Genomic DNA, 23,969 nt, shown 5'->3' on the forward strand with positions numbered 1-23,969 from the left:
ACTATTACTAACCTACTCAGTCAAAGAGTAAGTTCAATCAACAGATAAAGAGAAAGAAACAATGGATATTCGCAAAATCAAAAAGCTAATCGAATTGGTTGAAGAGTCTGGTATTTCTGAGCTAGAAATCTCTGAAGGTGAAGAGTCAGTACGAATCAGTCGTAACAGCCCTGTATCTGCAGCGCCTATTCAATATACAGCGGCTCCAGCTCCTGTAGCGGCAGCACCTGCGGCGGCACCTGTAGCAGCAGAAGCAGCAGCTCCTGCAGTTCCAGCTGGTCACCAAGTTCTTTCTCCAATGGTTGGTACTTTCTACGGCGCTCCAAGCCCAGATGCAAAGCCATTCGTTAAGGTTGGTCAATCTGTAACTGCTGGCGAAACGCTATGTATCGTTGAAGCAATGAAAATGATGAACCAAATCGAAGCTGATAAATCTGGTGTTGTAACGGCTATCCTAGTTGAAGACGGTCAACCAGTAGAATTCGACCAAGCTCTAGTAATTATCGAATAATAGAGAGCACTCATTATGTTAGATAAATTAGTAATCGCGAACCGTGGTGAAATTGCACTGCGTATTCTGCGAGCATGTAAAGAGCTTGGCATCAAAACGGTAGCGGTTCACTCAACAGCTGACCGCGATCTTAAGCACGTACTGCTTGCTGACGAAACCATTTGTATCGGTCCAGCTCGTGGTATCGATAGCTACCTGAACATCCCTCGCATCATCAGCGCTGCTGAAGTAACGGGTGCAGTCGCTATCCACCCTGGCTACGGCTTCCTATCTGAAAATGCAGATTTTGCAGAACAGGTAGAGCGCAGTGGTTTTATCTTCGTTGGCCCTAAAGCTGAAACCATTCGCATGATGGGTGACAAAGTGTCAGCTATCACGTCAATGAAGAAAGCTGGCGTACCTTGTGTACCGGGTTCTGACGGCCCTCTTGATGATGATGAAGTGAAAAACAAAGCGCACGCTAAGCGCATTGGTTTCCCTGTAATCATCAAGGCATCTGGCGGCGGCGGCGGTCGTGGTATGCGTGTTGTTCGTACTGAAAAAGAACTAACAGAAGCTATCGCAATGACGCGTGCTGAAGCAAAAGCATGTTTCAATAACGACATGGTTTACATGGAAAAATTCCTAGAAAACCCACGTCACATTGAAGTACAAGTGCTTGCAGATGGCCAAGGCAATGCTATCCACCTAGGTGAGCGTGACTGTTCAATGCAGCGTCGTCACCAGAAAGTTGTGGAAGAAGCACCAGCACCAGGTATCACTGAAGAGATGCGTAAGTACATCGGTGACCGTTGTACTCGCGCATGTCTTGAGATTGGTTACCGCGGCGCAGGTACATTTGAGTTCCTATACGAGAACGGTGAGTTCTACTTCATCGAAATGAACACTCGTATCCAGGTTGAGCACACGATTACTGAAATGGTAACGGGTATCGACCTAGTGAAAGAGCAACTTCGCATTGCTGCTGGTCAGCCTCTATCATTCACACAGGATGATATTAAGCTGCGCGGCCACTCAATCGAATGTCGTATCAACGCGGAAGACCCAGTGCGTTTCCTACCATCTCCAGGTAAGATCACGCGCTTCCATGCTCCAGGTGGCATGGGTGTTCGTTGGGAATCTCACATCTATACTGGCTACACAGTACCACCACACTACGATTCAATGATTGGTAAGCTGATCACTTACGGTGAGAACCGTGATGTCGCTATCGCTCGTATGAAGAACGCATTGGGTGAGATGATTGTTGAAGGTATTAACGTTAATACTGAACTTCAATTGGCTATTATGAACGACGAAAACTTCCAACACGGTGGTGCAAACATCCACTATCTTGAGAAGAAGCTTGGTCTACAATAGAAGCTAGCCTTCCGTAATGAGTTCTCTATAGAACACTAATAAATGCTCACTTCGGTGAGCATTTTTGTTTTTAGTGCTCCGGAAAAAGCAAGCTAAAATCCCCATGATAATACGTGGGGTTTTGATGAATTTGCTCATATTTTCTGCTAGACTCCCCATCCAATTTTTCTCATATAGAAGATGCAGCCATGCCTTGGATTCAAATCAAGCTTAATGCGACCAATGAAAATGCCGAACAAATCGGCGACATGTTAATGGAAGAGACTGGTGCTCTTTCCGTAACTTTCCTGGATGCACAAGATACCCCTGTATTTGAGCCTCTGCCGGGTGAAACTCGCCTTTGGGGTGATACTGACATTCTCGCGCTTTACGACGCTGAGACTGATACTGGTGTCGTTCTAGCGCAGATTAAAGCAAGCAACATGTTCCCTGCAGACTTTGCTCATAAAGTAGAGCAAATTGAAGACAAGGATTGGGAACGTGAATGGATGGACAACTTCCACCCAATGAAGTTTGGTGAGCGTTTATGGATCTGCCCTAGCTGGCGCGATATCCCTGAACCTGACGCTGTAAACGTAATGCTGGATCCCGGTCTTGCATTTGGTACGGGTACTCACCCAACAACAGCATTGTGTCTTGAGTGGCTTGAAGGCTTAGACCTGACAGGCAAAACCGTGATCGACTTCGGTTGTGGCTCAGGCATCTTAGCGATCGCTGCGATCAAACTAGGCGCGGAAAAAGTTATCGGGATCGACATTGATCCTCAAGCTCTGCTTGCTTCAAAAGACAACGCACAACGCAATGGTGTTGCTGAGCAGCTAGAGGTGTTCCTACCACAAGATCAACCGGAAGGTTTGCTTGCTGACGTTGTTGTTGCCAACATCCTTGCAGGTCCATTACGCGACCTTTCAGGCATCATCAAAGGCCTAATTAAGCCAAATGGTGTACTTGCGATGTCGGGTGTTTTAGATACACAAGCGGAAGATGTTGCGACTTATTATCGTGATGAGCTTCACATTGATCCGATCATTGAACAACAAGAATGGTGTCGAATCTCAGGTCAGAAGCAAGGCTAGGTAAGACTTTGAGCGCTAATTGACTGAAATTTAAACAAATTACAAAAACAAATTGTAAATGCTCAAATATTAGTCTTTTCACGCAGCGAAAAAATGCGTAAAATGCGCGCCCTTGCTGGTACAGAACTGTGATGACATTTTTGAAAATCGGAAATTATCAACTTAAGAACAATCTAATCGTCGCTCCTATGGCTGGCGTAACGGATAGACCATTCCGTGAGTTGTGTCTTCGTTACGGTGCGGGGATGGCAGTCAGTGAAATGATGTCCTCCAATCCTAAAGTTTGGAAAACGTCAAAGTCTCAGCAGCGTATGGTACATGAAGGCGAATCGGGCATTCGTTCAGTACAAATCGCTGGTGCAGATCCACAGCTTATGGCCGAGGCTGCTCAATTTAATGTCGATAACGGTGCGCAAATCATCGATATCAACATGGGGTGTCCAGCCAAAAAAGTGAATAAGAAGCTTGCGGGCTCAGCCCTACTGCAGCATCCAGAACTCATTGAAGACATTCTGAAAGCGGTGGTAAATGCTGTCGACGTTCCAGTAACGTTGAAAACGCGCACAGGCTGGGATACAGATAACAGAAACTGTGTCCAAATCGCGAAAATAGCCGAAGACTGCGGCATACAAGCTCTTGCCCTTCATGGGAGAACTCGCGCTTGTATGTACAAAGGTGAGGCAGAATACAAACACATTAAAGCAGCGAAACAAGCAGTATCTATTCCGGTTATCGCTAACGGTGATATCGATAGTCCGGAAAAAGCGAAGTTTGTGCTGGAGTACACCGGTGCTGATGCTTTAATGATAGGTCGACCTGCCCAAGGACGTCCTTGGATTTTTAACGAAATCCTACACTATTTGGAAAACGGCACCACGATGGACCCGCTCCCGATTTCGGAAGTGAAAGACATCATGCTTGGTCATGTGAACGCTCTACATAAGTTTTATGGCGAGTTTTTAGGCCCCCGAATTGCTCGTAAGCATGTGGGTTGGTACCTAAAAGAACATGAACAAGCGAGTGAGTTTCGCCGTACCTTCAACGCATTCGAAGCAGGTGATCTGCAGCTTGAAGCGCTAGAAGGTTTTTTTGATAACGTTGCACCATAATTACGAGAAGAGCTAGACCGAATATGTTCGAACAAAATCTGACTTCAGAAGCATTGACAGTAACTACAGTTACATCACAAGACCAAATCACGCAGAAACCACTACGTGACTCAGTTAAAGCATCATTGAAAAATTACCTTGCTCAATTAAACGGTCAAGAAGTCAGCGAGTTATACGAATTAGTATTAGCTGAAGTTGAACAGCCACTACTAGACACTATCATGCAGTACACTCGCGGTAACCAAACTCGCGCAGCAACCATGATGGGTATTAACCGCGGTACTCTTCGCAAGAAACTTAAAAAATACGGCATGAACTAATCGTTCTTTCGTAATTTATTGAATGGAAAGCCAAGCTCATTTTTTGAGTTTGGCTTTTTTTTGGCTTGTCGAACCGTAATAGGTGGCTGATTACTCTCCAGTGCGACAGCAGCGCTCTTTATCAACGTTTGCTGAATCCAAGGCTGCCAGAATAGAACAATGGCTTGCATCGTCGTCTACGTGGCCACAACACGCATCATTAATCTTTTTAAGCGCCGTGCGAATCTTGGTTAACTCGGAAATCTTCTCATCGATCATCTCTAGTTTTGCTGAGGTAATTGATTTCACTTCGGCGCAACTGTGCTGTGTGGCTTCGAGACGAATCTCAAGCAATTCTTTAATCTCGTCCAGACTCAGTCCCAACGCTTTAGATTTGAGAATAAACGTCACCTGTTTCTGGTTATTTTCATCATATAGACGATAACCCGACTCACTGCGACTGGCTGGCGCGATCAGGTTATTCTTCTCATAAAATCGTAAGGTATCGGCTGTCACACCACATCGTTTCGCTAATTCACCTATCTGAAACATGTTTTTTCCTACTGTTCCGTCCATTCCACAATTAACCTTATCGTTACTTTTCAGGCTGAAATGGCACTTTTCATAATTAATTTTGAGATGCCAAACGATTGCGCGAGCTTTTTTGTAATAAATTAGTTAGAATCTGCGCCATCAAATTTGGAGTTGGTTATCTTATAGCTTAATCATAAGACTAACCCAAAAGGTCTTTACCAAAACTGGCCAATATTTTATCTCTTACTGGTATCTAAGATAATCCACGCTAAGAAGATAGAAACAAGTTCTTTTTTGGCAAATATCTTTATTTTAACCCCATGAATTTGAGGAAGATGGAAGCATGAATAACGCTCGTCCAATTCGCCGCGCTCTCATCAGCGTATCAGACAAAACTGGTATCGTTGAATTTGCACAAGCTCTTGCTAACCGTGGTGTAGATATCCTATCTACCGGTGGCACTGCTCGCCTGCTTGCTGAAAAAGGCATCTCTGTTACAGAAGTATCTGACTACACTGGTTTCCCAGAAATGATGGATGGCCGTGTTAAGACTCTGCACCCTAAAGTTCATGGTGGTGTTCTAGGCCGTCGTGGCCAAGATGATGACGTGATGGAAACTCACGGTATCAACCCTATCGATATGGTTGTTGTAAACCTATACCCATTCGCAGAAACCGTTGCTAAAGAAGGTTGTACCCTTGCTGACGCTGTTGAGAACATCGACATCGGTGGCCCTACAATGGTTCGCTCTGCAGCGAAAAACCACAAAGACGTAACGATCGTTGTAAACGCACACGACTACGAGCGCGTTGTCACTGAAATGGACGCTAACGAGCAATCTCTAACCCTAGAGACTCGCTTCGACCTCGCTATCGCGGCATTTGAGCACACCGCTTCTTACGACGGCATGATCGCTAACTACTTCGGCACTATGGTTCCTAGCTACGGCGCGAACAAGGAAGGCGATGAAGAGAGTAAATTCCCTCGCACGTTCAACCAACAGTTCGAGAAGAAGCAAGACATGCGCTACGGTGAGAACAGCCACCAAGCAGCAGCATTCTACGTTGAAGCGAACCCTGAAGAAGCATCAGTATCGACTGCTCGCCAAATTCAAGGTAAAGCCCTTTCTTACAACAACATCGCTGACACTGACGCAGCACTTGAATGTGTGAAAGAGTTCGATCAGCCAGCATGTGTGATTGTTAAGCACGCTAACCCATGTGGTGTTGCACTAGGTGAAGACATCCTAGAAGCTTACGACCGTGCATTCAAAACAGACCCAACGTCTGCATTTGGCGGCATCATCGCTTTCAACCGTGAACTAGACGCGGCAACAGCGACGGCTATCACTGAGCGTCAATTCGTTGAAGTTATCATTGCACCATCTGTTTCTGCTGAAGCAGTAGAAATCGTCGCAGCTAAGAAAAACCTTCGCCTACTTGAGTGTGGCGAGTGGACAACGAAGACGACTGGCTTTGACGTGAAGCGTGTTAACGGCGGCTTGCTAGTTCAAGACCGCGACCAAGGCATGGTTTCTGAGGATGACCTAAAAGTAGTTTCTAAGCGTCAACCAACGGCTGAAGAGCTAAAAGATGCTCTATTCTGCTGGAAAGTAGCGAAGTACGTTAAGTCTAACGCTATCGTTTACTCGAAAGGTGACATGACGGTTGGTGTTGGCGCTGGCCAAATGAGCCGCGTTTACTCTGCGAAAATCGCAGGCATCAAAGCGGCAGACGAAGGTCTACAGGTTGAAGGTTGTGTGATGGCATCAGATGCATTCTTCCCATTCCGTGACGGTATCGACGCGGCAGCAGAAGCTGGCATCAAGTGTGTTATCCAACCGGGCGGCTCTATGCGTGATGACGAAGTTATCGCTGCAGCAGACGAACACGGCATGGCGATGATCTTTACGGGCATGCGTCACTTCCGCCATTAATTTCCTCTTCGTATTTGGCACTGTGGCGTCGTTAGCTGCTTTCGCCCACCCCGGGAGCATAGCGGACTATGCTCCCGGGGATGGGCTCAATTGCTGCCTAGCCACATCACCAACTACTTTGAGCAAAACTTATAATTTTGTTTTTTAAATATTCCGATATTTGAAATACGTAGAGCAAGTCAGCGACTTTAGTTCAAGGAAAACACGCGGAGCTTATGAACATAAGTGAGCATGTTTGACACAGAAATAAAGGCTCTGAAGCAGCTATAAGGATTTTAAAACATGAATGTACTTATTATCGGTGCCGGCGGTCGTGAGCATGCACTTGGTTGGAAAGCGGCACAAAACCCAAACGTTGAAACAGTATTCATTGCTCCAGGCAACGCAGGTACTGCGCTAGAGCCTAAACTTGAGAACGTAAACATCGGTGTTGAAGACATCGCAGGTTTAGTCGCGTTTGCTCAAGAGAAGAAAATCGAACTGACTATCGTGGGTCCTGAAGCACCATTGGTTATCGGTGTGGTTGATGCATTCCGCGAAGTAGGTTTGCCAATCTTTGGCCCTACTCAAGCCGCAGCACAGCTTGAAGGCTCTAAAGCATTCACTAAAGACTTCCTAGCTCGTCATGAGATCCCAACAGGTTACTACTCAAACTTCACTGAGATTGAGCCAGCTATCGCTTACGTTCGCGAGCAAGGCGCTCCAATCGTAGTGAAAGCTGACGGTCTTGCCGCGGGTAAAGGCGTTATCGTTGCGATGACACTTGAAGAAGCAGAAGACGCAATCAAAGACATGCTAGCGGGCAACGCCTTTGGCGAAGCAGGCAGCCGCGTGGTTATCGAAGAATTTCTTGAAGGCGAAGAAGCAAGCTTCATCGTAATGGTTGATGGTTCTAGCGTCCTTCCTATGGCCACCAGCCAAGACCACAAACGTGTTGGCGACAAAGATACAGGCCCTAACACAGGTGGCATGGGTGCTTACTCTCCAGCTCCAGTGGTAACTCCAGAAATCCACAACCGTATCCTTGAGGAAGTTATCTACCCAACGGTACGTGGCATGGACGCGGAAGGCGCACCTTACACAGGTTTCCTTTACGCTGGCCTAATGATCGATGCTGACGGCACACCTAAAGTTATCGAATACAACTGCCGCTTCGGTGATCCAGAAACGCAACCTATCATGATGCGTATGGAGTCAGACCTTGTTGAACTTTGCCTAATGGCTATCGACGAGAAGCTCGACGAAGCAGAATCGAAGTGGGATCCACGCGCTTCTATCGGTGTTGTTCTTGCGGCTGGTGGTTACCCTGCTGACTACGCAAAAGGTGACGTTATTTCACTACCAACAAGCGAAGTTGAAGGCCAAAAGGTTTTCCACGCGGGTACCACAAATAATGAAGCTGGCGACGTTGTGACAAACGGCGGTCGTGTACTTTGTGCAACAGCACTGGGCAATACGGTTTCTGAGGCTCAAGAGCGCGCTTACGCGTTAACTAAGCAAGTTAACTGGAATGGTATGTTCCACCGCAATGACATCGGTTACCGTGCGATTGCGCGCGAGCAAGAGCAGTAATCAACATCATCATTCGGCTAGATTCGAATATCAGCAAATGAATGACTGCAATTGAATAAAAGAAAAGGCGCCTCAACAGGCGCCTTTTTTATCGATTAGTGGAACTTGTACTGACTAATCAGCACTTTGCCTATAGTAGGCCAAATACTCTGATACTGTTCAAGCGATCTCTATTCTTTCAGCAATGAGGGCCTTGATACACACTCATGATTTTCATCTGCCAATATCAAAAACTCAGCAACCGACAATTTTCTCAAAGACGCTTTACCGACAAAAGCACCATAGCTCTCTACAGACGATAAACGGTTAATCACAAAATTAGGCAATGTTTGGTTGAACTCAAAGTCATCAAACTGTTTACCAGAACAAGTCTGAAACGTTTTGCCATTCCAATAGCCCTGCAAAAGTTCTAACCCTTCATCATTTTGCTTCTCGGTAACATCGAGAACGGATGTCGCTTCCTGTTTATATCTGTCGAGTTGAACTGACTGTAACGGTAATACTTTTTTACCAATACGATACTGTTGATACACAGCCTCACCAGACTGATTAAAGCGCACATGTACACGATATGGAACCAACGCAAGTGAATCATCGCGTAGCTCACCTTCACGTACAAATTCACGAAGCACATCTTCCGACCAAACATAGTCAGTTTTGTACCAGCCGTAATCGCCCATGGTGACATAGTCAGCAGAAGTATGAGGTTGTGTTAGCTTGTTGGTGACCCAGTAGAAACTTGTCGCGTCGCCCATGACTTGGCCGCCGGTGTGAGTTTCAAATTGCTCTAGGTTTTTGCTGGGGCTGGTTGATGAACAGCCAATGAGGAATGTAGATAATAGTGAAACGAGAAGAAATGCTTTTTTCATAAAAACCTGTACCGAGGTGGAATACGACTACCTCGGTACAGTTTAGATTATTTCACTGAATCTTTCAGCGCTTTACCTGCAACAAATGCTGGAACATTTGCAGCAGCGATTTGGATCTCATCACCAGTTTTTGGGTTACGACCAGTGCGAGCTGCACGGTGGTTTACTTTAAAAGTACCAAAACCAATTAGCTGAACTTGATCGCCATCTTTAAGAGCATCTGTAACACCGCCAAGAGTCGCTTCTAGAGCAGCTTTAGCTTGTGCTTTAGAAAGGTCCGCTTTTTCAGCAATAAAGTCGATTAATTGAGTCTTGTTCATTTTAGGTTTCCCTTCTTTGTATTTTTGAATTCAATTTACTCTAAAACATAAATGCCCCATCTGGCAAAGGTTTGTCGTCGATCTTTAGCTCTAATGCCGTAGTTTTAGCCATAATATGAGTAATAACTCACAATTTGTTACTGATTTTATTGAGCAAGCCCTTGTTTAAAAGGGGCTGAGAGGCAAATTAATGATGACCTAGCCACTACTTTATCTCTATAATCCACGCTGAATCGCTGCTAAAGCGTACAATTTAATTTAAGGGCAAACATGCTGCTGCTAACTATTTACGTCTCCATTGCTATTGGAGTTTCTTTCATTTGTTCTGTTTTAGAAGCTGTACTTTTGAGTATTAGTCCGAGTTATATTGCTCAACTAAAACAAAATGGGCACCCTGCAGCAGAGTCTTTAGACAAACTGAAAACAGACATTGACCGCCCACTCGCGTCAATTTTAACGCTCAACACCATCGCGCACACAATCGGTGCTGCGACGGCAGGTGCACAAGCGGCTGTGGTTTTTGGTAGCCAATGGTTAGGTGTATTCTCTGCCGTACTGACTTTGGGTATTTTGGTTTTGTCTGAGATTGTTCCAAAAACCATTGGTGCAACCTACTGGCGCCAACTTGCTCCAGCATCATCAAACGTACTTCGCTGGATGGTTTTCTTTCTAACACCGTTTGTCTGGTTCTCAGAACAGATCACCAAACGTCTTGCTCGTGGCCACCAAGCACCAAAAATGCGTGATGAGCTGTCTGCAATGGCTATTTTGGCAAAAGAAAGTGGTGAATTTGCTGAAGGCGAATCAAAAATTCTGAGCAACCTATTAGGCATTCAAGATGTGCCCGTGACTCAAGTAATGACGCCGCGCCCTGTTGTATTCCGCGTCGATGCCGAAATGAGCGTGAATACGTTCCTAGAGCAACACAAAGACACACCATTCTCGCGCCCATTGGTTTACAGCGAGCAAACTGACAACATCATTGGTTTTGTACACCGTCTGGAGCTGTTTAGATTACAACAAGCGGGTTGTGGCGAGAAAGCTCTGGGTGAAGTAATGCGCCCTATCCACGTGTTGCTGAACAATATGGGCTTGGCTAAAGCCTTTGACCAAATGATGGCAAACCGCCTGCAGCTTTCCTTAGTGGTTGACGAATACGGTACGATTCAGGGCATCATCACCCTAGAAGATATCTTTGAGCACCTAGTGGGCGAAGAGATCGTCGACGAGGCAGATAAGACAACTGACATGCAAGAACTGGCATTTCAACGTTGGGAACAATGGAAAGAAACACACGGTGTTATCGAAAACCGCGATGAAGAGGACGAGCTAGAGGAAAAAACTCTAACAGACAACGACACCTCAGACTCAAAGTCAGCGGATGAAGACAAGGTTCAAAAAGAAGACAAAAAAGACGCTTAATCTCAATTTGATACCGTCAGATACAACAAAGGCTCCCTAGGGAGCCTTTGTTTTTATTCGTACTTTGGTGCTATAGCGAATTATAACGCTACACCAATGTTACTTACTGGGTCTTCACGCAGTTCGTGGCGTAGATCTTTGATCAGATCTAGGTCACGCTCAGTCGTTTCACGTAGAGGTCGGAAGATGGCCCACTGAACGTCCCACTCTTCACACACCGCTTCGTTTTCTTTCTGGTTTTCGTTTGTCACTTCTTCAGCGCCTTGAGCAAACTCAAGCTCAGCAACCGTCTTCACCGATTGTTGACTCACTTTAATTACAGTTTCAAGCAGATGTTCACGATCAAGTAAGCCATGAATTAACGTTGCCAAGCCTTGGCACGCGTCCATCGCAGGGTAAACACCGTAAAAATCAAAATCATCTCCACTTGGGAATAGCTCTTCGACTTTCTCAAGTTGACGCTCAAAATTCACCTTTGCCGTTTTAACGGTTAGGATTTCCCAAATGCTATCCAAAACATCACGATAGATTCGAGCTTCCGCAAATTCTGTATTCTCACAAAACATGGCATAGTTAGGGTACATACGCTCACATAGACACGCCATAAAGGTAATTTGTTGCCAAGGTTCTAACTTTTCTAGACGAACCTGCAGTGGATTCTGAAGCATAGTCACTCAATAATTGCAGAAAAAGACAGCGAAAGTGTACTTGATAAACCTAGGATGGAAAAGGTAGGCCGATGAACAATTTTACGAATAAGCTCTATATTCTTACTGAGCATGACGATACTTATACGCAACTGATTCTAAACCAAGGGTTACCTGACCTCGAAATCACTCAAAACCCCGAATTAGCTGAGATCGTGCTGGCTTCTCCTCCTTTAATCGCGGAGCGACTTAATGAGTTTAAACATCTAGACTGGGTGCAGAGTACCTACGCAGGAATCAATAAACTCACTCAGCCGGATCTGCGTCAAGATTATACGCTGACCAACGTCAAAGGCATCTTCGGCCCTGCGATTGCTGAATACGTGTTAGGTTACACTATCAGCCACTGTAGACACTTCCCTCACTACCACCAGCAACAAGCACAACGAAGCTGGCAACCACAGCTATATACTAGCCTAACTGACAAAACCATGGTGATTTTAGGGACAGGTTCAATCGGTAGTCATTTAGCGAAAACCGCAGCTGCTTTTGGTATTCATACCATTGGAGTCAACCGTACCGGCATTCCATCAAAGCAAGAGACCTTTAAAGACACTTTCCACATCAATGAGGTAGAGGCTGCCCTTAAGCAAGCGGATATTGTGGTTAACACCTTGCCATCAACAGCTGAAACCTATCAATTACTCAATCAAACGACCTTAAGTTACTGCTCGAATGTGCTGTTCTTTAATGTTGGCAGAGGAGAGAGCTTAGATAACAAAGCCTTGCTGCTTGCGATTAAGAATAAATGGGTTGAGCACGCTTTCTTGGATGTGTTTGAAAATGAGCCCCTCTCGCAGGAACACCCTTTCTGGACATTGCCGCAAGTGACCATCACCCCGCACATTGCAGCGCTGAGTGAGCCAAGGCAGGTGGTTGAGATTTTCGCCGAGAATTACCAACAGTGGCGAGATGGCTTTAAACTGAACCATGTCATCGATTTTGATAAAGGCTACTGATGTCCTCATCGTTACTCAAAGAGATTCGACAATGCCGAGCTTGTGAGCCTCACCTATCACACGGTGCTAACCCGGTGATTCAAGCGCATCCAAACGCGCGCTTGCTTATTATTGGGCAGGCACCCGGCATCAAGGTTCATGAGTCATCGATCCCTTGGAATGATGCCAGTGGCGAACGATTAAGAGAATGGTTAGGGATAGATAGCGATACGTTTTATGACGAACAAAAAGTCGCGATTGTTCCTATGGGGTTTTGTTATCCGGGAAAGGGAAAGAGTGGCGATCTCCCACCACGTAAGGAGTGTGCGGAGCTTTGGCATAACAAAGTGCTGAAATCGCTACCCAACATCCAAATGACACTGCTGATTGGTCAGTACGCACAAAACCATTACCTAACAAACAAAACCATCAGCACACTGACCGCAACCGTACGTGATTGGCAAAGGTGGGCGCCTGAGTTTTTGCCTCTACCTCATCCTTCGCCACGCAATAATATCTGGCTCAAGAAGAACCCTTGGTTTGAGAGTGACGTTATTCCTTACATCCAAAAGCACATCTCGGAGCATTTGGCCTACCATGATCCAAATACCTAATTAGCTGCACATCCACGATGATGAAGCCGATATTGGATGCGGATAAAAAGGTAATAAAAAAGGTTCATCGCGGCTTTCCGGGGAAAGCCGCTTTTATCTTCAAGAAGAAGTAGTCTGTATCTCGATACCCATACCCCATTCGCTTGATTAACTTTATCTTGTTGTTTATCCCTTCCAGTGTGCAGGTGTTCAACGGATAACTTGCCGATGCGATAATGCCGTGAAGATAAGGACTCAGTTTTCGTGCGAACTCTTTCAATGGCTTAATTCCACTCTCTTGCACTTGTTCCCACCACGTGTCCCAGAGCCCCTTCGCGTGCCCTTCGGATTCACAATACCAAAGCTCTTTGAGTTGGGCTCCGAGTATATAAGTGGTCATTAAGTCCTTATTGATATTCAATATTTCAGTAAGATAGCTATCTTGACGTGTATTTAAGTTGCCTCTATTTTTCAGCAGTACCCACCGTGAGCGCTTCACCCATTGCCTCGCTTTTTTATCTTGCTTGAGTTTGTTGGCTTGGTCGACTCTGACTCTATCCATCACCTCGCGACCGAACTTAGCAACAACATGGAATAAGTCGTAAACGATTTTTGCGTTCGGGCAGTGCGCTTGAACTTCAAGGTCAAAAGCCGTATTCATGTCCATCGCTACTGCTTCGATATTTACCCCATTCTCGCCTAGCTGCTCGAAGAACGGCCGTATGTCCTTGCGGCTGCGGCCTAATCCAACCCAAATGACTTGATGAGTCTTCGCATCAGCGATGACGGTGGCATATCGATGCCCTTTAAAGATGGCGAACTCATCCATCACGAGCTGCTTTAGCTCACCCCATTTCACTGGCGGCACCACTTGTCGAAGTCGGCGTTTATCTATTTCTTTAATGGTGTGCCAATGAACGCCCGTAATTTGGGATATATGCTTAATGGGAAGCAGGGGTAGCAGTTGTTCTATATAGCTTTTTAGGCGCTTTGTTATACGAGCATAAGGCTCTAACCAAGAGAGAGATTCTGTTTTTATGCCGCAGTCACGACACTTAATCCTTCGAGTTTGAACGGAAAGTTCAACAGGCACACCGAGCAACATGGCATCCTTTACGTGACGCCATTGATACTCATGGATAGCCTCGGCCTCAAGACCACAAAGGCATTTAGCCTCAGAGCTAGGTTTAAGAGTCAGGGTAATAAGTGATGCTGTCTGGAGAGACTTTACTATTTGAAAGCCTTCCCAGAATGAAGATAGGAAAGTATGATTCGGCATAGAAACGGTAGTTTGTGTATGATTTTTGTTTGGCGACTAAACCATATCACTTACTACCGTTTTTGTTTTTAGTTCCCGCTAATCCGCGATGAACCATAAAAAAGGCCAACCTAAGTTGACCTTTCATTCAATTTAAACGGTGACGTTTAAATTAAGCTTTTGCTTCAGCTGCTGCTTTAGCGATAGCTGCGAAGCTTTTCGCGTCTAGAGCTGCGCCGCCAACTAGAGCACCGTCGATGTCTGGTTGTGCGAAGTAAGCTGCTGCGTTTTCTGGCTTAACAGAACCGCCGTATTGGATAACAACTTTCTTAGCAACGTCTTCAGATTTCTCTGCGATGTGTGCACGGATTTGAGCGTGGATGCGTTGTGCATCTTCAGCTGTAGCTGCTTTACCAGTACCGATAGCCCAGATTGGTTCGTAAGCGATGATAGCGCCTTCAAGAGCTTCAACACCTTGAGTGTTGATAACAGCGTCAAGTTGACGAGCACATACAGCAACAGTTTCGCCTGCTTCGTTTTGTGCATCAGACTCACCGATACAAAGAACTGGAGTTAGGCCGTTCTCTTTTAGGAATGCGAATTTCTTAGCAACGAATTCGTCAGACTCAGCGTGGTATTCACGACGCTCAGAGTGACCGATGATGATGTGAGATGCGCCGAACTCTTTAAGCATTGCTGGAGACATGTCGCCAGTGAATGCACCGCTGTTGTTTAGGTCAGAGTTTTGAGCACCTAGGATGATCGCGCTGCCCGCTTCAGTAAGCGTACGCTCAGCAAGATCAACGAAAAGTGCTGGTGGAGCAACTGCTACGTCTACGCCTGTTACGCCTTCAAGTTCAGCGTTAAGACCGTTTAGTAGATCAACAACCATTTCTTTGCTGCCGTTTAGTTTCCAGTTACCCATAACTACAGGATGACGCATAGGAATATCTCCAAAGTATTTAAATAAATCGAATGTAAAAAAGTAAACTTTATTACGAAATAATATAACAGAATAATATCAACAGATCATGACTGTGGTCATGACTTTCTTGGATCTTACTCAATGGTCAGAGTAGATTTTGAGCATATATCAGTGATCCGGCAGACAGAATAATAGCTAACTTCTCGGATTTTTCATCGTTAGTTGCTATTAAGGGACAAACGATTGCGTTAACAATAGGAAGTAATAATGCCGAATCTAGTTCTAGAGTACTCAAATTCAGTGGATGAGCGAGTGAATATCCAAGGTTTACTAGAAGATCTTCATCAAGTTACATTAAACTGTGGTTTGTTTGATGTACCTTCTGTGAAGTCTCGTTCACTGCGCTGCCATAACTGGTTGGTCGGTGATGAAGAGGACAATGTGGATTTTGTTCATATTAGCTTTGAGTTACTTTCAGGACGTACCGAAGAACAGAAAAGAGAATTGTCGCGTTTGTTGATGCAAACCCTACAAGAACAGGCAAGCCATATCCGTAGCCTAACGGTCAACATACGAGATATGGATAAAAGTTGCTTTCAGAAAGTGATGAACTAGCTAAAAAGAATCAACTAACTAAAAGTGATTAACTGACTATTTGCTGCTAACTTTTTGGTAGCGTATTAATTTTTTGAGTATTTAAGATGTCGATGAAAGATTTACTGCTCTCTTTCAAGGGGAGAATTGGTCGTAAGACTTACTGGATTTGGAATGTTTTCTACTATGTAGCGATTACTGGTTTTGCTTCCGGTATTTCTGTTCTGTTCCCTGCATATTCCTATATCCTGCTACCAATCTTCCTACTGTTGCTGGTTATCCCAGATCTTGCAATTACCGCTAAACGCTGGCACGACCGCAATAAATCGAACTACTGGTTGTTGTTGAACGTGCCACTCGTGCTTGGGCGTTTGGCTTCGCCAATGGTAGCAACGACAACAGAGTCGGTATCACCAGTTCACATGGCAGCAACGGTTGCAGCATTAGTATGTGGTTTATGGATTTTGATTGAATGTGGATTGCTCAAGGGAACAGAAGGCCGTAATGATTACGGTGACGACCCAGTGTAAAGATTGAATGATTGAGAAATAAGAAGGGAGCATTGTGCTCCCTTTTTTTTTAAGGCGTTTTTCTTTTAATGGGTTGTTGTCGCTAGTCCATTTCAACGGTTAGTACATTTAAACAGCTAGTACATTTTTGGCTCTGTATTTGGCCTGAAAGGCACGACATTTTCAGGCAGAGATTCTTCAAAATCGCAGCGGCCTTTGAGTGCATCTTGGAATTTACAGACCTGACAGCGCAGCTCTTGCATCAGAACAACATTAGCGTGATGTGGATTCTTGCAGCGGCTGACGATTAAATCGATATGACTTTGTTGAGCGCGAAGCCTGTTTTGCATGGTCTCTGAGGCTGAGCAAATCATCTGTTCGCACATCTCGTGTTTGAATTGATCGAATGCTTTCGGATCGCTTTTCGCGAGTTGGACCAGTTCATCAAAAGGGGGCAGTTTTTGATTGGGCTGTGGATGTGCCATGATTCCTTCCTTAGCATTAAGCATGTTTCATATGCTTTAAGCTTAAGAAAGAAATTTGTACAAATTTTAATCTATTGGTGTTTTCTCAATATTGAGACAGGATCAGTAACTTGGCGTTAGGGTATAAGTACAACGACGCTCGCCAGTAATGATGTGTTCAGTGCGGCTCACATGACATTCATCTTTGAGTAATTCTTTGAAAACATTGAGCTCAGATTGGCACAGGCTAGGGCAGCGAGTCGCAGCCTTGCAGATAGGGCAGTGGTTCTCGATCAAGATGTAGTGATCGCCATGCTCTTGAAGTTCAGCCATGTAGCCTTCGTCTTCACGCAGCTGGGTGAGTTTTTTAAGCTTGCTGCTCAGCGATTCACAATCAGACAGCGCGGTTTGATATTGCTTAAGGGTGTGTTGTTCGCGCTCGGCCGCAACCTTAGCTAACCCCTCTTTACCAAACAGGTTCTCGACAGCATCGATCACTTGAATGGTGAGTTCACCGTGTCGATCTGAAAATTGACCATGGCCTTGTTGAGTCAGGGACCAGTGGCGAGTCGGGCGACCCACTTTTACTTTAACATCATGAAACGCAAGAATACCGTCATCTTCCAGACTTTGCAGATGTTGCCTTGCACCCATTGTCGTCATGCCAAATTCTTCTGACAACTGTTTCGCGGTTACCGCGCCTTGACGCTTAATGGTCTGTAAGATTTTGTCGCTTGTTTTCATACTATCTCTACCTCATGAACCTTACTATTATGAGGCAAGGTGTTTATAAAGCAAACCATTTACTATGGTGCAGGTGAAATGCACAGATTATTGATGACCAATAAAACAAAAGGCTGATACTTGGTATCAGCCTTCGAATGTTCTGCTTGAGCGAGTTTAGGTCTATAGGATGTGACCGATTACTTCTGGGTCTTTACGCTCTAGGTAATGGATAGATTTGATGCGGCGAATCGTACGGCAGCGACCACGGATAAGCAGTGTTTCTGTGGTTGCGATATTACCTGTACGTGTGATGCCCTCTAGAAGGTCACCCTTAGTAATGCCGGTTGCAGAGAACACAACGTTGTCGCTACGAGCCATGTCTTCCATCTTCAACACGATACCGGCCGTTACGCCCATTTCAGCACAACGCTCTAGTTCAAGCTCACCGTGCTTGCGGTTCTCTTCTGTATCACCTTTTACTTCATGGCGAGGAAGCAGGCGTGCGTGCATGTCGCCGTCGAGTGCGCGAATAACCGCAGCCGAAACCACGCCTTCAGGTGCGCCGCCGATGCAGTACATTACGTCGACTTCGCTGTCTGGCATGCACGTGAGGATAGAAGCAGCAACATCACCGTCTGGCACTGCGAATACACGAACGCCCATCGCCTGCATGTCGGCAATCACTTGATCATGGCGTGGCTTAGCCAGTGTCGTTACTACCAGTGTATCGAGTGTTTTACCTAGTGCTTTCGCAATGTTTTCTAGGTTTTCTGTCAGCGGCAGTTCTAGGTCAATCACGCCTTTTGCGCCAGGACCAACAACCAATTTTTCCATGTACATGTCAGGTGCTTTTAGGAAGCTACCTTTTTCGCCTGCAGCCAAGACAGCCAATGCATTTGATTGACCCATTGCTGTCATGCGTGTCCCTTCAATTGGGTCAACGGCGATATCTACTGCATCACCGCCAATACCGACGTTTTCACCGATGTATAGCATAGGTGCATCATCGATCTCACCTTCGCCGATAACGATCTCGCCGCTAATTTCGGTTTTGTTCAGTAGGCTACGCATTACTTCTACAGCAGCGCCATCTGCAGCGTTTTTATCGCCGCGGCCAAGCCACTTGTAACCAGCTAGTGCTGCACCTTCAGTGACACGAGAGAATGACATTGCTAAATCGCGTTTCATGCGGACTCCAAAATTTTCAAAAGGGGAATAGAAATTTCGCGGCGAATTTTACCATATCCCAAAGGAAACGTTTGCCTTTTTGTTTTTTTGGGATTGCTCTTGATCAATTTGCGGGTGAAAACAGGTAATATTCATCAAAATAATCAGTCTGTTGTCGCGGTAGTAATAATTCACGTCAATATTCGGTAAAAAGCGCTGTTTTTTTCATCGAATGGCGCAAAATATCGAATATATTGAGTGTTTATCCTTGCTCTGCTGAGTAGAATGGGGAAATAAGTGGAGTAGACCTTCACCATCAAACGGATAACTTAAAGGTAGGCCAGAATGTCTTTTGAAGTACTAGAGCAGCTAGAAGCAAAAATTCAAACAGCAGTAGATACAATTGCACTTCTTCAAATGGAAGTGGAAGAGCTTAAAGAAGAGAAACAAGCACTAGCAACAGAAGCTGGTGAGCTTAAAGAAAGCCGTCACGAGCTAGAGCAAAAAACTCAGCAAATGCAGGAAGAACATTCAGCGTGGCAAGATCGCATCCGTAACCTTCTTGGTAAAATGGATGACGTAGAGTAATTGACTCTTCAGATTAAAAAAAACGCCCGCTACTGAGTAGCGGGCGTTTTTGTTTGTGTTCTTATGCTTCGTGTTCTTATGGTTTGTTTTATTATTTGAAGCTGAGTGAGAGTTACTCGACCTCTTCTTCAACATCCAGATCAAGTTCTACATCTAAAGGCTCTGCCGAAAGAATAATGCCGGTGTTGTCAGCGTAGAGGTAATCTTCCGGTAAGAAGGTTACGCTGCCAAAGTTGACCGGTACGTCCAATTCGCCGACACCTTCTTGGCTCGCACCAACAGGGATAGAAGCCAAAGCCTGAATACCAATGTTCATGTCTTCTAGCTCATCGACTTCACGAACGCAGCCGTAAACCACAATACCTTCCCACTCATTGTCTTCGGCAAGTAGGGCAATCTCAGCATCGATCAGCGCTTTGCGTAGTGAGCCGCCACCATCGATTAACAACACTCGTCCCAGACCGTCTTGCTCGAGTACAGAGCGAATCAAAGCATTGTCTTCAAAACACTTTAATGTCGTGATCTGTCCTGCGAAGGATGCACGTCCACCGAAGTTGCTGAACATGGGCTCCACGACATCAACTTGATCCAAATATATGTCGCACAGTGCTGAAGTGTTGTATTCCATTAGTATACCTTTTGAACAATGAGCTTACTTTGAGTATATCGGTGCTTGATCCCTTTGCAATGATTAGTCTCATTTAACTCAATAGAGTTTGAGCTACGACAACCCCTGCAAACAATAGGTTAGTGACCAGTGAGCATTTCACAATCACTGGCATCATTGGTGCAATCTGCGCTGGTTTTTCGGTTTCCCAAACGGCCTTGCCATGTTTATAAACAATAACAATGCTCAATAAAAACGGCAGGCTGATCCAGACCGGTTTTTCTTGAATCAGTAGGTAGATAGCGAAAGAAGCAAGGGCGAGCCCAAGCAGTGCAAAATGATAGTGTTTGGCTTTGCGTTGCCCTAGGCGAACCGCCATGGTGCGCTTACCACATTCGCTGTCGTTCTCTATATCACGCATGTTGTTGATATTGAGTACCGCAACCGCCATTAATCCACAGCCTAAGGCCGGAAGAAATAGGCTTGGTTCAACATGACCAGTGTGTAGGAAGTATGTGCCTGAAACGCCTAACAAACCGAAGAAGATAAATACCGATAAGTCGCCAAGGCCAATATAACCATAAGGTTTATTGCCCACGGTGTAAGCGATGGCAGCCATTATGGCTAATACGCCTAACGCGATGAAAGATAAGATGCTTTCAATCGAGGTTAAGGCATGAAAAATAAGAATCAGCCCAGCGAGCATGGTAAACACGATGTTGAGGATGATCGCTTGCTTCATGGTTTTCGCGGTCACCGCGCCGGATTGCATTGCGCGTGTTGGCCCCAGACGGTTTTCGTTGTCTGTGCCCTTTACTGCGTCACCATAGTCATTGGCTAGGTTCGATAAAATTTGTAATAAGGTGGCAGTTAAAAAAGCCAGTAGGGCTATTGATAGAGAAAACTGACCGCTGGCGAACGCTAAACTACTTCCTGTAAGAATAGAGACGAGTGCGAGAGGCAGAGTTTTTGGTCGTGCGGCATCAAGCCAAATCAGTAGAGATTGTTTCATCGTAGGTCTATTTCTTTGTAAGTCTTCGTTTCAAACTGTGATTTGAGTATACGCCCATTTTTCGGGTAATAAAAAGCCCACTCGAAAGTGGGCCTTGAATTCGCTTATTAGCTGCTATTTCTTTGAGATAGAGCAATAAGTTGGAGTTTTGTGTGCTACAGGATGAAGCGACTTAGGTCTTCGTCTTCCACGAGCTCGCCAAGCTTAGATATTACATAAGCTTCATCAATCAGCAATTTACTGCCTGCTCGGTCTGTTGCGTCAAATGAAATTTCATCCATTAGGCGCTCCATGACGGTGTGTAGACGACGCGCACCGATGTTTTCAGTAGTTTCGTTCACACGCCATGCTGCGTCTGCAATTTGGTTGATGCCATCTTCAGTGAACTCAATGTCAACATCTTCTGTTTTCATCAGGGCAATGTACTGTTCTGTCAGTGACGCCTTTGGTTCAGTAAGAATACGTTTGAAGTCATGTGCTGATAGTGCTTCAAGTTCTACGCGGATTGGTAGGCGACCTTGCAGTTCAGGGATCAGGTCAGATGGCTTAGCCACTTGGAAAGCACCTGATGTGATAAACAAGATGTGGTCAGTTTTAACCATGCCGTGCTTCGTTGATACTGTGCTGCCTTCAATTAGAGGCAGTAGGTCGCGCTGAACACCTTCACGAGATACGTCTGGGCCTGAGCTGTCGCCACGCTTACAGATTTTGTCGATCTCATCGATGAATACGATGCCGTTGTTTTCAGCGTTGAAGATCGCGCTCTCTTTTAGCTCTTCTTGGTTCACAAGCTTCGCAGCTTCTTCTTCCGTCAGTGCTTTGAATGCGTCTTTGATTTTCATCTTACGCTTTTTCTTGGTGTCGCCCGCTAGGTTTTGGAACATGCCTTGCAGCTGGTTGGTCATCTCTTCCATACCAGGAGGTGACATGATTTCAACGCCCATTTGCGGTGCGGCTACATCGACTTCGATCTCTTTGTCGTCTAGCTTACCTTCGCGCAGTTTCTTGCGGAAAATCTGACGCGTGTTTGAAGAGGTGGTGTCTTCCGTTGATTGCTCGTTCTGACCCCAAGCATCACGTGCTGGTGGTAGAAGGGCATCAAGAATGCGTTCTTCAGCTTGTTCTTCAGCGCGGTACTGTACTTTTTCCATCGCTTGTTGGTGCGTCATCTTGATCGCAACGTCCGTTAGATCACGGATGATGGTCTCAACTTCTTTACCAACGTAGCCAACTTCGGTGAACTTAGTCGCTTCTACCTTGATGAACGGCGCATTAGCGAGTTTCGCTAGACGGCGAGCAATTTCAGTTTTACCCACACCCGTTGGGCCAATCATCAGGATGTTTTTTGGCGAAACTTCAACACGCAGGCTTTCTTCAAGCTGCATACGACGCCAGCGGTTACGTAGAGCGATAGCCACTGAACGCTTAGCGTTGTCTTGGCCGATAATGTGGCGATTGAGTTCGTGAACAATTTCGCGAGGAGTCATCTCAGACATGGTTTTTCCTTAATTCTTTAATCACTGTTGAATACAACGTTATTGATGGAAGCGGTCGTTACTCTGGCTTTGGCAGCTCAACGGTGCTTTCTAGTTCTTCAATAGTGTGGTGATGGTTGGTGAATACACAGATATCGCCAGCTATGTTCAGCGACTTTTCTGCGATTTCACGCGCATCTAAATCAGTATTTTCTAATAGTGCAGTCGCTGCTGCTTGAGCGAAGTTACCGCCCGAACCGATCGCAATCAGGTCGTTCTCTGGTTGAACGACGTCACCGTTACCAGTAATGATCAGCGAAGCGGTTTCATCCGCGACTGCTAGCAGTGCTTCTAATTTACGTAGAGCACGGTCGCTACGCCAATCCTTCGCCAGCTCAACGGCAGCTTTGGTTAGGTGGCCTTGGTGCATTTGCAGCTTGCTTTCAAATTTTTCGAATAGCGTGAAAGCATCTGCCGTACCGCCAGCAAAACCAGCCAGTACTTTGTTGTTGTATAGGCGACGTACTTTACGGGCATTGCCCTTCATTACAGTATTGCCTAGAGATACTTGTCCATCACCCGCGATGACGACTTTATTATTACGACGTACAGATACAATGGTAGTCACGAGTAGGGCCTCTTAATATTTCTTATCTTTGGGTATAAAAAGTATATGAGGATGGTGCTCGGATAATTCAAGGAAGGGCGAGTGATGTCGCGCAACTTATCGGCGGAAGTTGTAAGGAAAACTGACTAAAGGGAGTAAATAAAAGAAAACCTCCACAATGGGAGGCTTTCGGTGTTTGGCTTTTGCTAAGATTAAGGCTGCGACTATCGCTAAATCTAATCGGTGTCTTTCCAAATAGCGCAAGGTTCGATTTTCGCCCGTTGCAGCTTATGGCGATCTCGCTCTGCATCTCGCTTCAATTTGTATGGCCCTAGAACCACACGGTACCAGCTACTGCCGTCTTTTTTACGGATTTCACTCGAGATACCTTGGAACGCAATATCTAACTTGCGCGTTTCTGCCTGTGCTGACGTTTTGTAAGCGCCACACTGCATCACGTAAGGGATCTTAGAGATCTCTTGTTCTTTGGCTTTAACTTCAATCTCGCGGCTTGGCAGCGTTTCAACGTAGTCCCACTTCTCTTCAGGAGGCGGTGGAATCACTTTCGCTGGTTTTGGCTTAGGTTTTGGTTTGGTTACCACTGGAGTTGGCGGCTCAGGATCATTACTCAATAAGTAAAGTCCATAACCAAAACCACCGGCAAGGAGGATCGCCAAAAGACCACTGCGCCAAGGTTTACGGCGAGGGGCTTGTTTCTTGGTCGGTTTTTTCGTGCCACGACCGCGCTTTACATAATCTCTATTAGCCACAAGACAATTCAATAGTTGCTGA

Annotated in this window: 27 protein-coding genes; 13 read left to right on the top strand and 14 right to left on the bottom strand. The window is 45.6% G+C overall.

Features of this window, described 5'->3' with window-relative positions:
* Positions 1–61: 61 nt before the first annotated feature.
* The 5 genes from accB (at position 62) to fis (ending at position 4,375) form a co-directional block, all read left to right on the top strand.
* The gene (gene accB, locus AC3CHU_RS01000) at positions 62–511 is read left to right on the top strand and encodes an acetyl-CoA carboxylase biotin carboxyl carrier protein (protein WP_488524949.1); all 450 of its coding nucleotides are present in this window, start codon (positions 62–64) and stop codon (positions 509–511) included.
* A gap of 15 nt (positions 512–526) precedes the next feature.
* Entirely contained in the window at positions 527–1,870 is a 1,344-nt protein-coding gene (accC, locus tag AC3CHU_RS01005; RefSeq protein WP_065207430.1) for an acetyl-CoA carboxylase biotin carboxylase subunit, read from the top strand.
* Positions 1,871–2,058: 188 nt separating this feature from the next.
* Positions 2,059–2,946: a 50S ribosomal protein L11 methyltransferase gene (gene prmA, locus AC3CHU_RS01010; protein WP_114634090.1), complete on the top strand. Its 888-nt coding sequence runs from the start codon at positions 2,059–2,061 to the stop codon at positions 2,944–2,946.
* 140 nt (positions 2,947–3,086) lie between these two features.
* On the top strand, positions 3,087–4,055 hold the full coding sequence (dusB, locus tag AC3CHU_RS01015) for a tRNA dihydrouridine synthase DusB (protein ID WP_237291044.1): 969 nt from the start codon (positions 3,087–3,089) through the stop codon (positions 4,053–4,055).
* Between the two features lie 23 nt (positions 4,056–4,078).
* Entirely contained in the window at positions 4,079–4,375 is a 297-nt protein-coding gene (fis, locus tag AC3CHU_RS01020) for a DNA-binding transcriptional regulator Fis (RefSeq protein ID WP_004729744.1), read from the top strand.
* A 90-nt stretch (positions 4,376–4,465) separates the two neighbouring features.
* Here fis and zntR read toward each other — a convergent pair whose 3' ends face one another.
* Positions 4,466–4,906 (bottom strand): Zn(2+)-responsive transcriptional regulator, encoded by a 441-nt coding sequence (gene zntR / locus AC3CHU_RS01025; protein WP_171308893.1) that lies wholly within the window; start codon positions 4,904–4,906, stop codon positions 4,466–4,468.
* Between the two features lie 325 nt (positions 4,907–5,231).
* Between zntR and purH the strand changes: the two genes are divergently transcribed.
* A complete protein-coding gene (gene purH / locus AC3CHU_RS01030; RefSeq protein WP_488524950.1) occupies positions 5,232–6,824 on the top strand; it encodes a bifunctional phosphoribosylaminoimidazolecarboxamide formyltransferase/IMP cyclohydrolase in 1,593 nt (530 codons plus the stop codon).
* A 282-nt stretch (positions 6,825–7,106) separates the two neighbouring features.
* Complete coding sequence (gene purD, locus AC3CHU_RS01035) at positions 7,107–8,396, top strand: phosphoribosylamine--glycine ligase (protein WP_488524951.1); 1,290 nt, start codon at positions 7,107–7,109, stop codon at positions 8,394–8,396.
* Positions 8,397–8,566: 170 nt separating this feature from the next.
* Here purD and AC3CHU_RS01040 read toward each other — a convergent pair whose 3' ends face one another.
* On the bottom strand, positions 8,567–9,265 hold the full coding sequence (locus AC3CHU_RS01040) for a DUF1481 domain-containing protein (RefSeq protein WP_054548250.1): 699 nt from the start codon (positions 9,263–9,265) through the stop codon (positions 8,567–8,569).
* A gap of 47 nt (positions 9,266–9,312) precedes the next feature.
* Entirely contained in the window at positions 9,313–9,585 is a 273-nt protein-coding gene (hupA, locus tag AC3CHU_RS01045; RefSeq protein ID WP_004729753.1) for a nucleoid-associated protein HU-alpha, read from the bottom strand.
* A 270-nt stretch (positions 9,586–9,855) separates the two neighbouring features.
* Here hupA and AC3CHU_RS01050 point away from each other — a divergent pair, with 270 nt between their 5' ends.
* Positions 9,856–11,007, top strand: a complete 1,152-nt coding sequence (locus AC3CHU_RS01050) for a CNNM domain-containing protein (RefSeq protein WP_017077566.1) — start codon at positions 9,856–9,858, stop codon at positions 11,005–11,007.
* Between the two features lie 80 nt (positions 11,008–11,087).
* On the opposite strand, the gene AC3CHU_RS01055 is transcribed toward AC3CHU_RS01050, so the two are convergent.
* Positions 11,088–11,675 carry a YjaG family protein gene (locus AC3CHU_RS01055; RefSeq protein WP_054548251.1) on the bottom strand — a complete coding sequence of 196 codons (588 nt, stop codon included), beginning with the start codon at positions 11,673–11,675 and terminating at the stop codon, positions 11,088–11,090.
* 71 nt (positions 11,676–11,746) lie between these two features.
* On the opposite strand from AC3CHU_RS01055, the gene AC3CHU_RS01060 reads away from it, so the two are divergent.
* Complete coding sequence (locus tag AC3CHU_RS01060) at positions 11,747–12,673, top strand: D-2-hydroxyacid dehydrogenase (RefSeq protein ID WP_488524952.1); 927 nt, start codon at positions 11,747–11,749, stop codon at positions 12,671–12,673.
* On the top strand, positions 12,673–13,266 hold the full coding sequence (locus tag AC3CHU_RS01065; RefSeq protein ID WP_488524953.1) for a uracil-DNA glycosylase family protein: 594 nt from the start codon (positions 12,673–12,675) through the stop codon (positions 13,264–13,266). Before AC3CHU_RS01060 ends, AC3CHU_RS01065 begins: the two co-directional genes overlap by 1 nt.
* 64 nt (positions 13,267–13,330) lie before the next feature.
* On the opposite strand, the gene AC3CHU_RS01070 is transcribed toward AC3CHU_RS01065, so the two are convergent.
* Both AC3CHU_RS01070 and tpiA read right to left on the bottom strand, forming a co-directional pair.
* The gene (locus AC3CHU_RS01070) at positions 13,331–14,524 is read right to left on the bottom strand and encodes an ISL3 family transposase (protein WP_488524348.1); all 1,194 of its coding nucleotides are present in this window, start codon (positions 14,522–14,524) and stop codon (positions 13,331–13,333) included.
* A gap of 151 nt (positions 14,525–14,675) precedes the next feature.
* Positions 14,676–15,446 carry a triose-phosphate isomerase gene (gene tpiA / locus AC3CHU_RS01075; RefSeq protein ID WP_004729704.1) on the bottom strand — a complete coding sequence of 257 codons (771 nt, stop codon included), beginning with the start codon at positions 15,444–15,446 and terminating at the stop codon, positions 14,676–14,678.
* 249 nt (positions 15,447–15,695) lie between these two features.
* On the opposite strand from tpiA, the gene AC3CHU_RS01080 reads away from it, so the two are divergent.
* Complete coding sequence (locus AC3CHU_RS01080; RefSeq protein WP_017077592.1) at positions 15,696–16,043, top strand: 5-carboxymethyl-2-hydroxymuconate Delta-isomerase; 348 nt, start codon at positions 15,696–15,698, stop codon at positions 16,041–16,043.
* 86 nt (positions 16,044–16,129) lie between these two features.
* A complete protein-coding gene (locus tag AC3CHU_RS01085; protein ID WP_010435371.1) occupies positions 16,130–16,552 on the top strand; it encodes a DUF805 domain-containing protein in 423 nt (140 codons plus the stop codon).
* A gap of 116 nt (positions 16,553–16,668) precedes the next feature.
* Here the strand turns inward: AC3CHU_RS01085 and AC3CHU_RS01090 are convergent, their stop codons facing one another.
* The 3 genes from AC3CHU_RS01090 to glpX all read right to left on the bottom strand — a co-directional run bounded on the left by AC3CHU_RS01090 (position 16,669) and on the right by glpX (position 18,909).
* Complete coding sequence (locus AC3CHU_RS01090; RefSeq protein WP_488524954.1) at positions 16,669–17,016, bottom strand: DUF3135 domain-containing protein; 348 nt, start codon at positions 17,014–17,016, stop codon at positions 16,669–16,671.
* 102 nt (positions 17,017–17,118) lie between these two features.
* Complete coding sequence (locus AC3CHU_RS01095; protein ID WP_488524955.1) at positions 17,119–17,739, bottom strand: helix-turn-helix transcriptional regulator; 621 nt, start codon at positions 17,737–17,739, stop codon at positions 17,119–17,121.
* A 162-nt stretch (positions 17,740–17,901) separates the two neighbouring features.
* Positions 17,902–18,909, bottom strand: coding sequence for a class II fructose-bisphosphatase (gene glpX, locus AC3CHU_RS01100; protein WP_004729697.1), 1,008 nt, complete (start codon positions 18,907–18,909; stop codon positions 17,902–17,904).
* Between the two features lie 324 nt (positions 18,910–19,233).
* On the opposite strand from glpX, the gene zapB reads away from it, so the two are divergent.
* On the top strand, positions 19,234–19,476 hold the full coding sequence (gene zapB, locus AC3CHU_RS01105; protein ID WP_004729696.1) for a cell division protein ZapB: 243 nt from the start codon (positions 19,234–19,236) through the stop codon (positions 19,474–19,476).
* A 112-nt stretch (positions 19,477–19,588) separates the two neighbouring features.
* Here the strand turns inward: zapB and rraA are convergent, their stop codons facing one another.
* The 5 genes from rraA to ftsN form a co-directional block, all read right to left on the bottom strand.
* Positions 19,589–20,104: a ribonuclease E activity regulator RraA gene (gene rraA, locus AC3CHU_RS01110; protein WP_102569462.1), complete on the bottom strand. Its 516-nt coding sequence runs from the start codon at positions 20,102–20,104 to the stop codon at positions 19,589–19,591.
* Between the two features lie 73 nt (positions 20,105–20,177).
* Positions 20,178–21,095 carry a 1,4-dihydroxy-2-naphthoate polyprenyltransferase gene (locus AC3CHU_RS01115; RefSeq protein ID WP_479278376.1) on the bottom strand — a complete coding sequence of 306 codons (918 nt, stop codon included), beginning with the start codon at positions 21,093–21,095 and terminating at the stop codon, positions 20,178–20,180.
* A gap of 155 nt (positions 21,096–21,250) precedes the next feature.
* Positions 21,251–22,591: an ATP-dependent protease ATPase subunit HslU gene (gene hslU, locus AC3CHU_RS01120; RefSeq protein WP_171316653.1), complete on the bottom strand. Its 1,341-nt coding sequence runs from the start codon at positions 22,589–22,591 to the stop codon at positions 21,251–21,253.
* A 58-nt stretch (positions 22,592–22,649) separates the two neighbouring features.
* Complete coding sequence (gene hslV / locus AC3CHU_RS01125; RefSeq protein WP_004729692.1) at positions 22,650–23,198, bottom strand: ATP-dependent protease subunit HslV; 549 nt, start codon at positions 23,196–23,198, stop codon at positions 22,650–22,652.
* Positions 23,199–23,413: 215 nt separating this feature from the next.
* A complete protein-coding gene (gene ftsN / locus AC3CHU_RS01130; protein ID WP_065207417.1) occupies positions 23,414–23,947 on the bottom strand; it encodes a cell division protein FtsN in 534 nt (177 codons plus the stop codon).
* Positions 23,948–23,969 lie beyond the last annotated feature (22 nt).

The organism is Vibrio sp. QJM3NY_39 (genome assembly GCF_057785895.1).

Excerpts from the sequence above, each read along its gene's own strand:
- accB (WP_488524949.1), top strand. The coding sequence starts at position 62 with ATGGATATTCGCAAAATCAAAAAGCTAATCGAATTGGTTGAAGAGTCT.
- accC (WP_065207430.1), top strand. The coding sequence starts at position 527 with ATGTTAGATAAATTAGTAATCGCGAACCGTGGTGAAATTGCACTGCGT.
- prmA (WP_114634090.1), top strand. The coding sequence starts at position 2,059 with ATGCCTTGGATTCAAATCAAGCTTAATGCGACCAATGAAAATGCCGAA.
- fis (WP_004729744.1), top strand. The coding sequence starts at position 4,079 with ATGTTCGAACAAAATCTGACTTCAGAAGCATTGACAGTAACTACAGTT.
- zntR (WP_171308893.1), bottom strand. The coding sequence starts at position 4,906 with ATGTTTCAGATAGGTGAATTAGCGAAACGATGTGGTGTGACAGCCGAT.
- purH (WP_488524950.1), top strand. The coding sequence starts at position 5,232 with ATGAATAACGCTCGTCCAATTCGCCGCGCTCTCATCAGCGTATCAGAC.
- purD (WP_488524951.1), top strand. The coding sequence starts at position 7,107 with ATGAATGTACTTATTATCGGTGCCGGCGGTCGTGAGCATGCACTTGGT.
- AC3CHU_RS01040 (WP_054548250.1), bottom strand. The coding sequence starts at position 9,265 with ATGAAAAAAGCATTTCTTCTCGTTTCACTATTATCTACATTCCTCATT.
- hupA (WP_004729753.1), bottom strand. The coding sequence starts at position 9,585 with ATGAACAAGACTCAATTAATCGACTTTATTGCTGAAAAAGCGGACCTT.
- AC3CHU_RS01050 (WP_017077566.1), top strand. The coding sequence starts at position 9,856 with ATGCTGCTGCTAACTATTTACGTCTCCATTGCTATTGGAGTTTCTTTC.
- AC3CHU_RS01055 (WP_054548251.1), bottom strand. The coding sequence starts at position 11,675 with ATGCTTCAGAATCCACTGCAGGTTCGTCTAGAAAAGTTAGAACCTTGG.
- AC3CHU_RS01060 (WP_488524952.1), top strand. The coding sequence starts at position 11,747 with ATGAACAATTTTACGAATAAGCTCTATATTCTTACTGAGCATGACGAT.
- AC3CHU_RS01065 (WP_488524953.1), top strand. The coding sequence starts at position 12,673 with ATGTCCTCATCGTTACTCAAAGAGATTCGACAATGCCGAGCTTGTGAG.
- AC3CHU_RS01070 (WP_488524348.1), bottom strand. The coding sequence starts at position 14,524 with ATGCCGAATCATACTTTCCTATCTTCATTCTGGGAAGGCTTTCAAATA.
- tpiA (WP_004729704.1), bottom strand. The coding sequence starts at position 15,446 with ATGCGTCATCCTGTAGTTATGGGTAACTGGAAACTAAACGGCAGCAAA.
- AC3CHU_RS01080 (WP_017077592.1), top strand. The coding sequence starts at position 15,696 with ATGCCGAATCTAGTTCTAGAGTACTCAAATTCAGTGGATGAGCGAGTG.
- AC3CHU_RS01085 (WP_010435371.1), top strand. The coding sequence starts at position 16,130 with ATGTCGATGAAAGATTTACTGCTCTCTTTCAAGGGGAGAATTGGTCGT.
- AC3CHU_RS01090 (WP_488524954.1), bottom strand. The coding sequence starts at position 17,016 with ATGGCACATCCACAGCCCAATCAAAAACTGCCCCCTTTTGATGAACTG.
- AC3CHU_RS01095 (WP_488524955.1), bottom strand. The coding sequence starts at position 17,739 with ATGAAAACAAGCGACAAAATCTTACAGACCATTAAGCGTCAAGGCGCG.
- glpX (WP_004729697.1), bottom strand. The coding sequence starts at position 18,909 with ATGAAACGCGATTTAGCAATGTCATTCTCTCGTGTCACTGAAGGTGCA.
- zapB (WP_004729696.1), top strand. The coding sequence starts at position 19,234 with ATGTCTTTTGAAGTACTAGAGCAGCTAGAAGCAAAAATTCAAACAGCA.
- rraA (WP_102569462.1), bottom strand. The coding sequence starts at position 20,104 with ATGGAATACAACACTTCAGCACTGTGCGACATATATTTGGATCAAGTT.
- AC3CHU_RS01115 (WP_479278376.1), bottom strand. The coding sequence starts at position 21,095 with ATGAAACAATCTCTACTGATTTGGCTTGATGCCGCACGACCAAAAACT.
- hslU (WP_171316653.1), bottom strand. The coding sequence starts at position 22,591 with ATGTCTGAGATGACTCCTCGCGAAATTGTTCACGAACTCAATCGCCAC.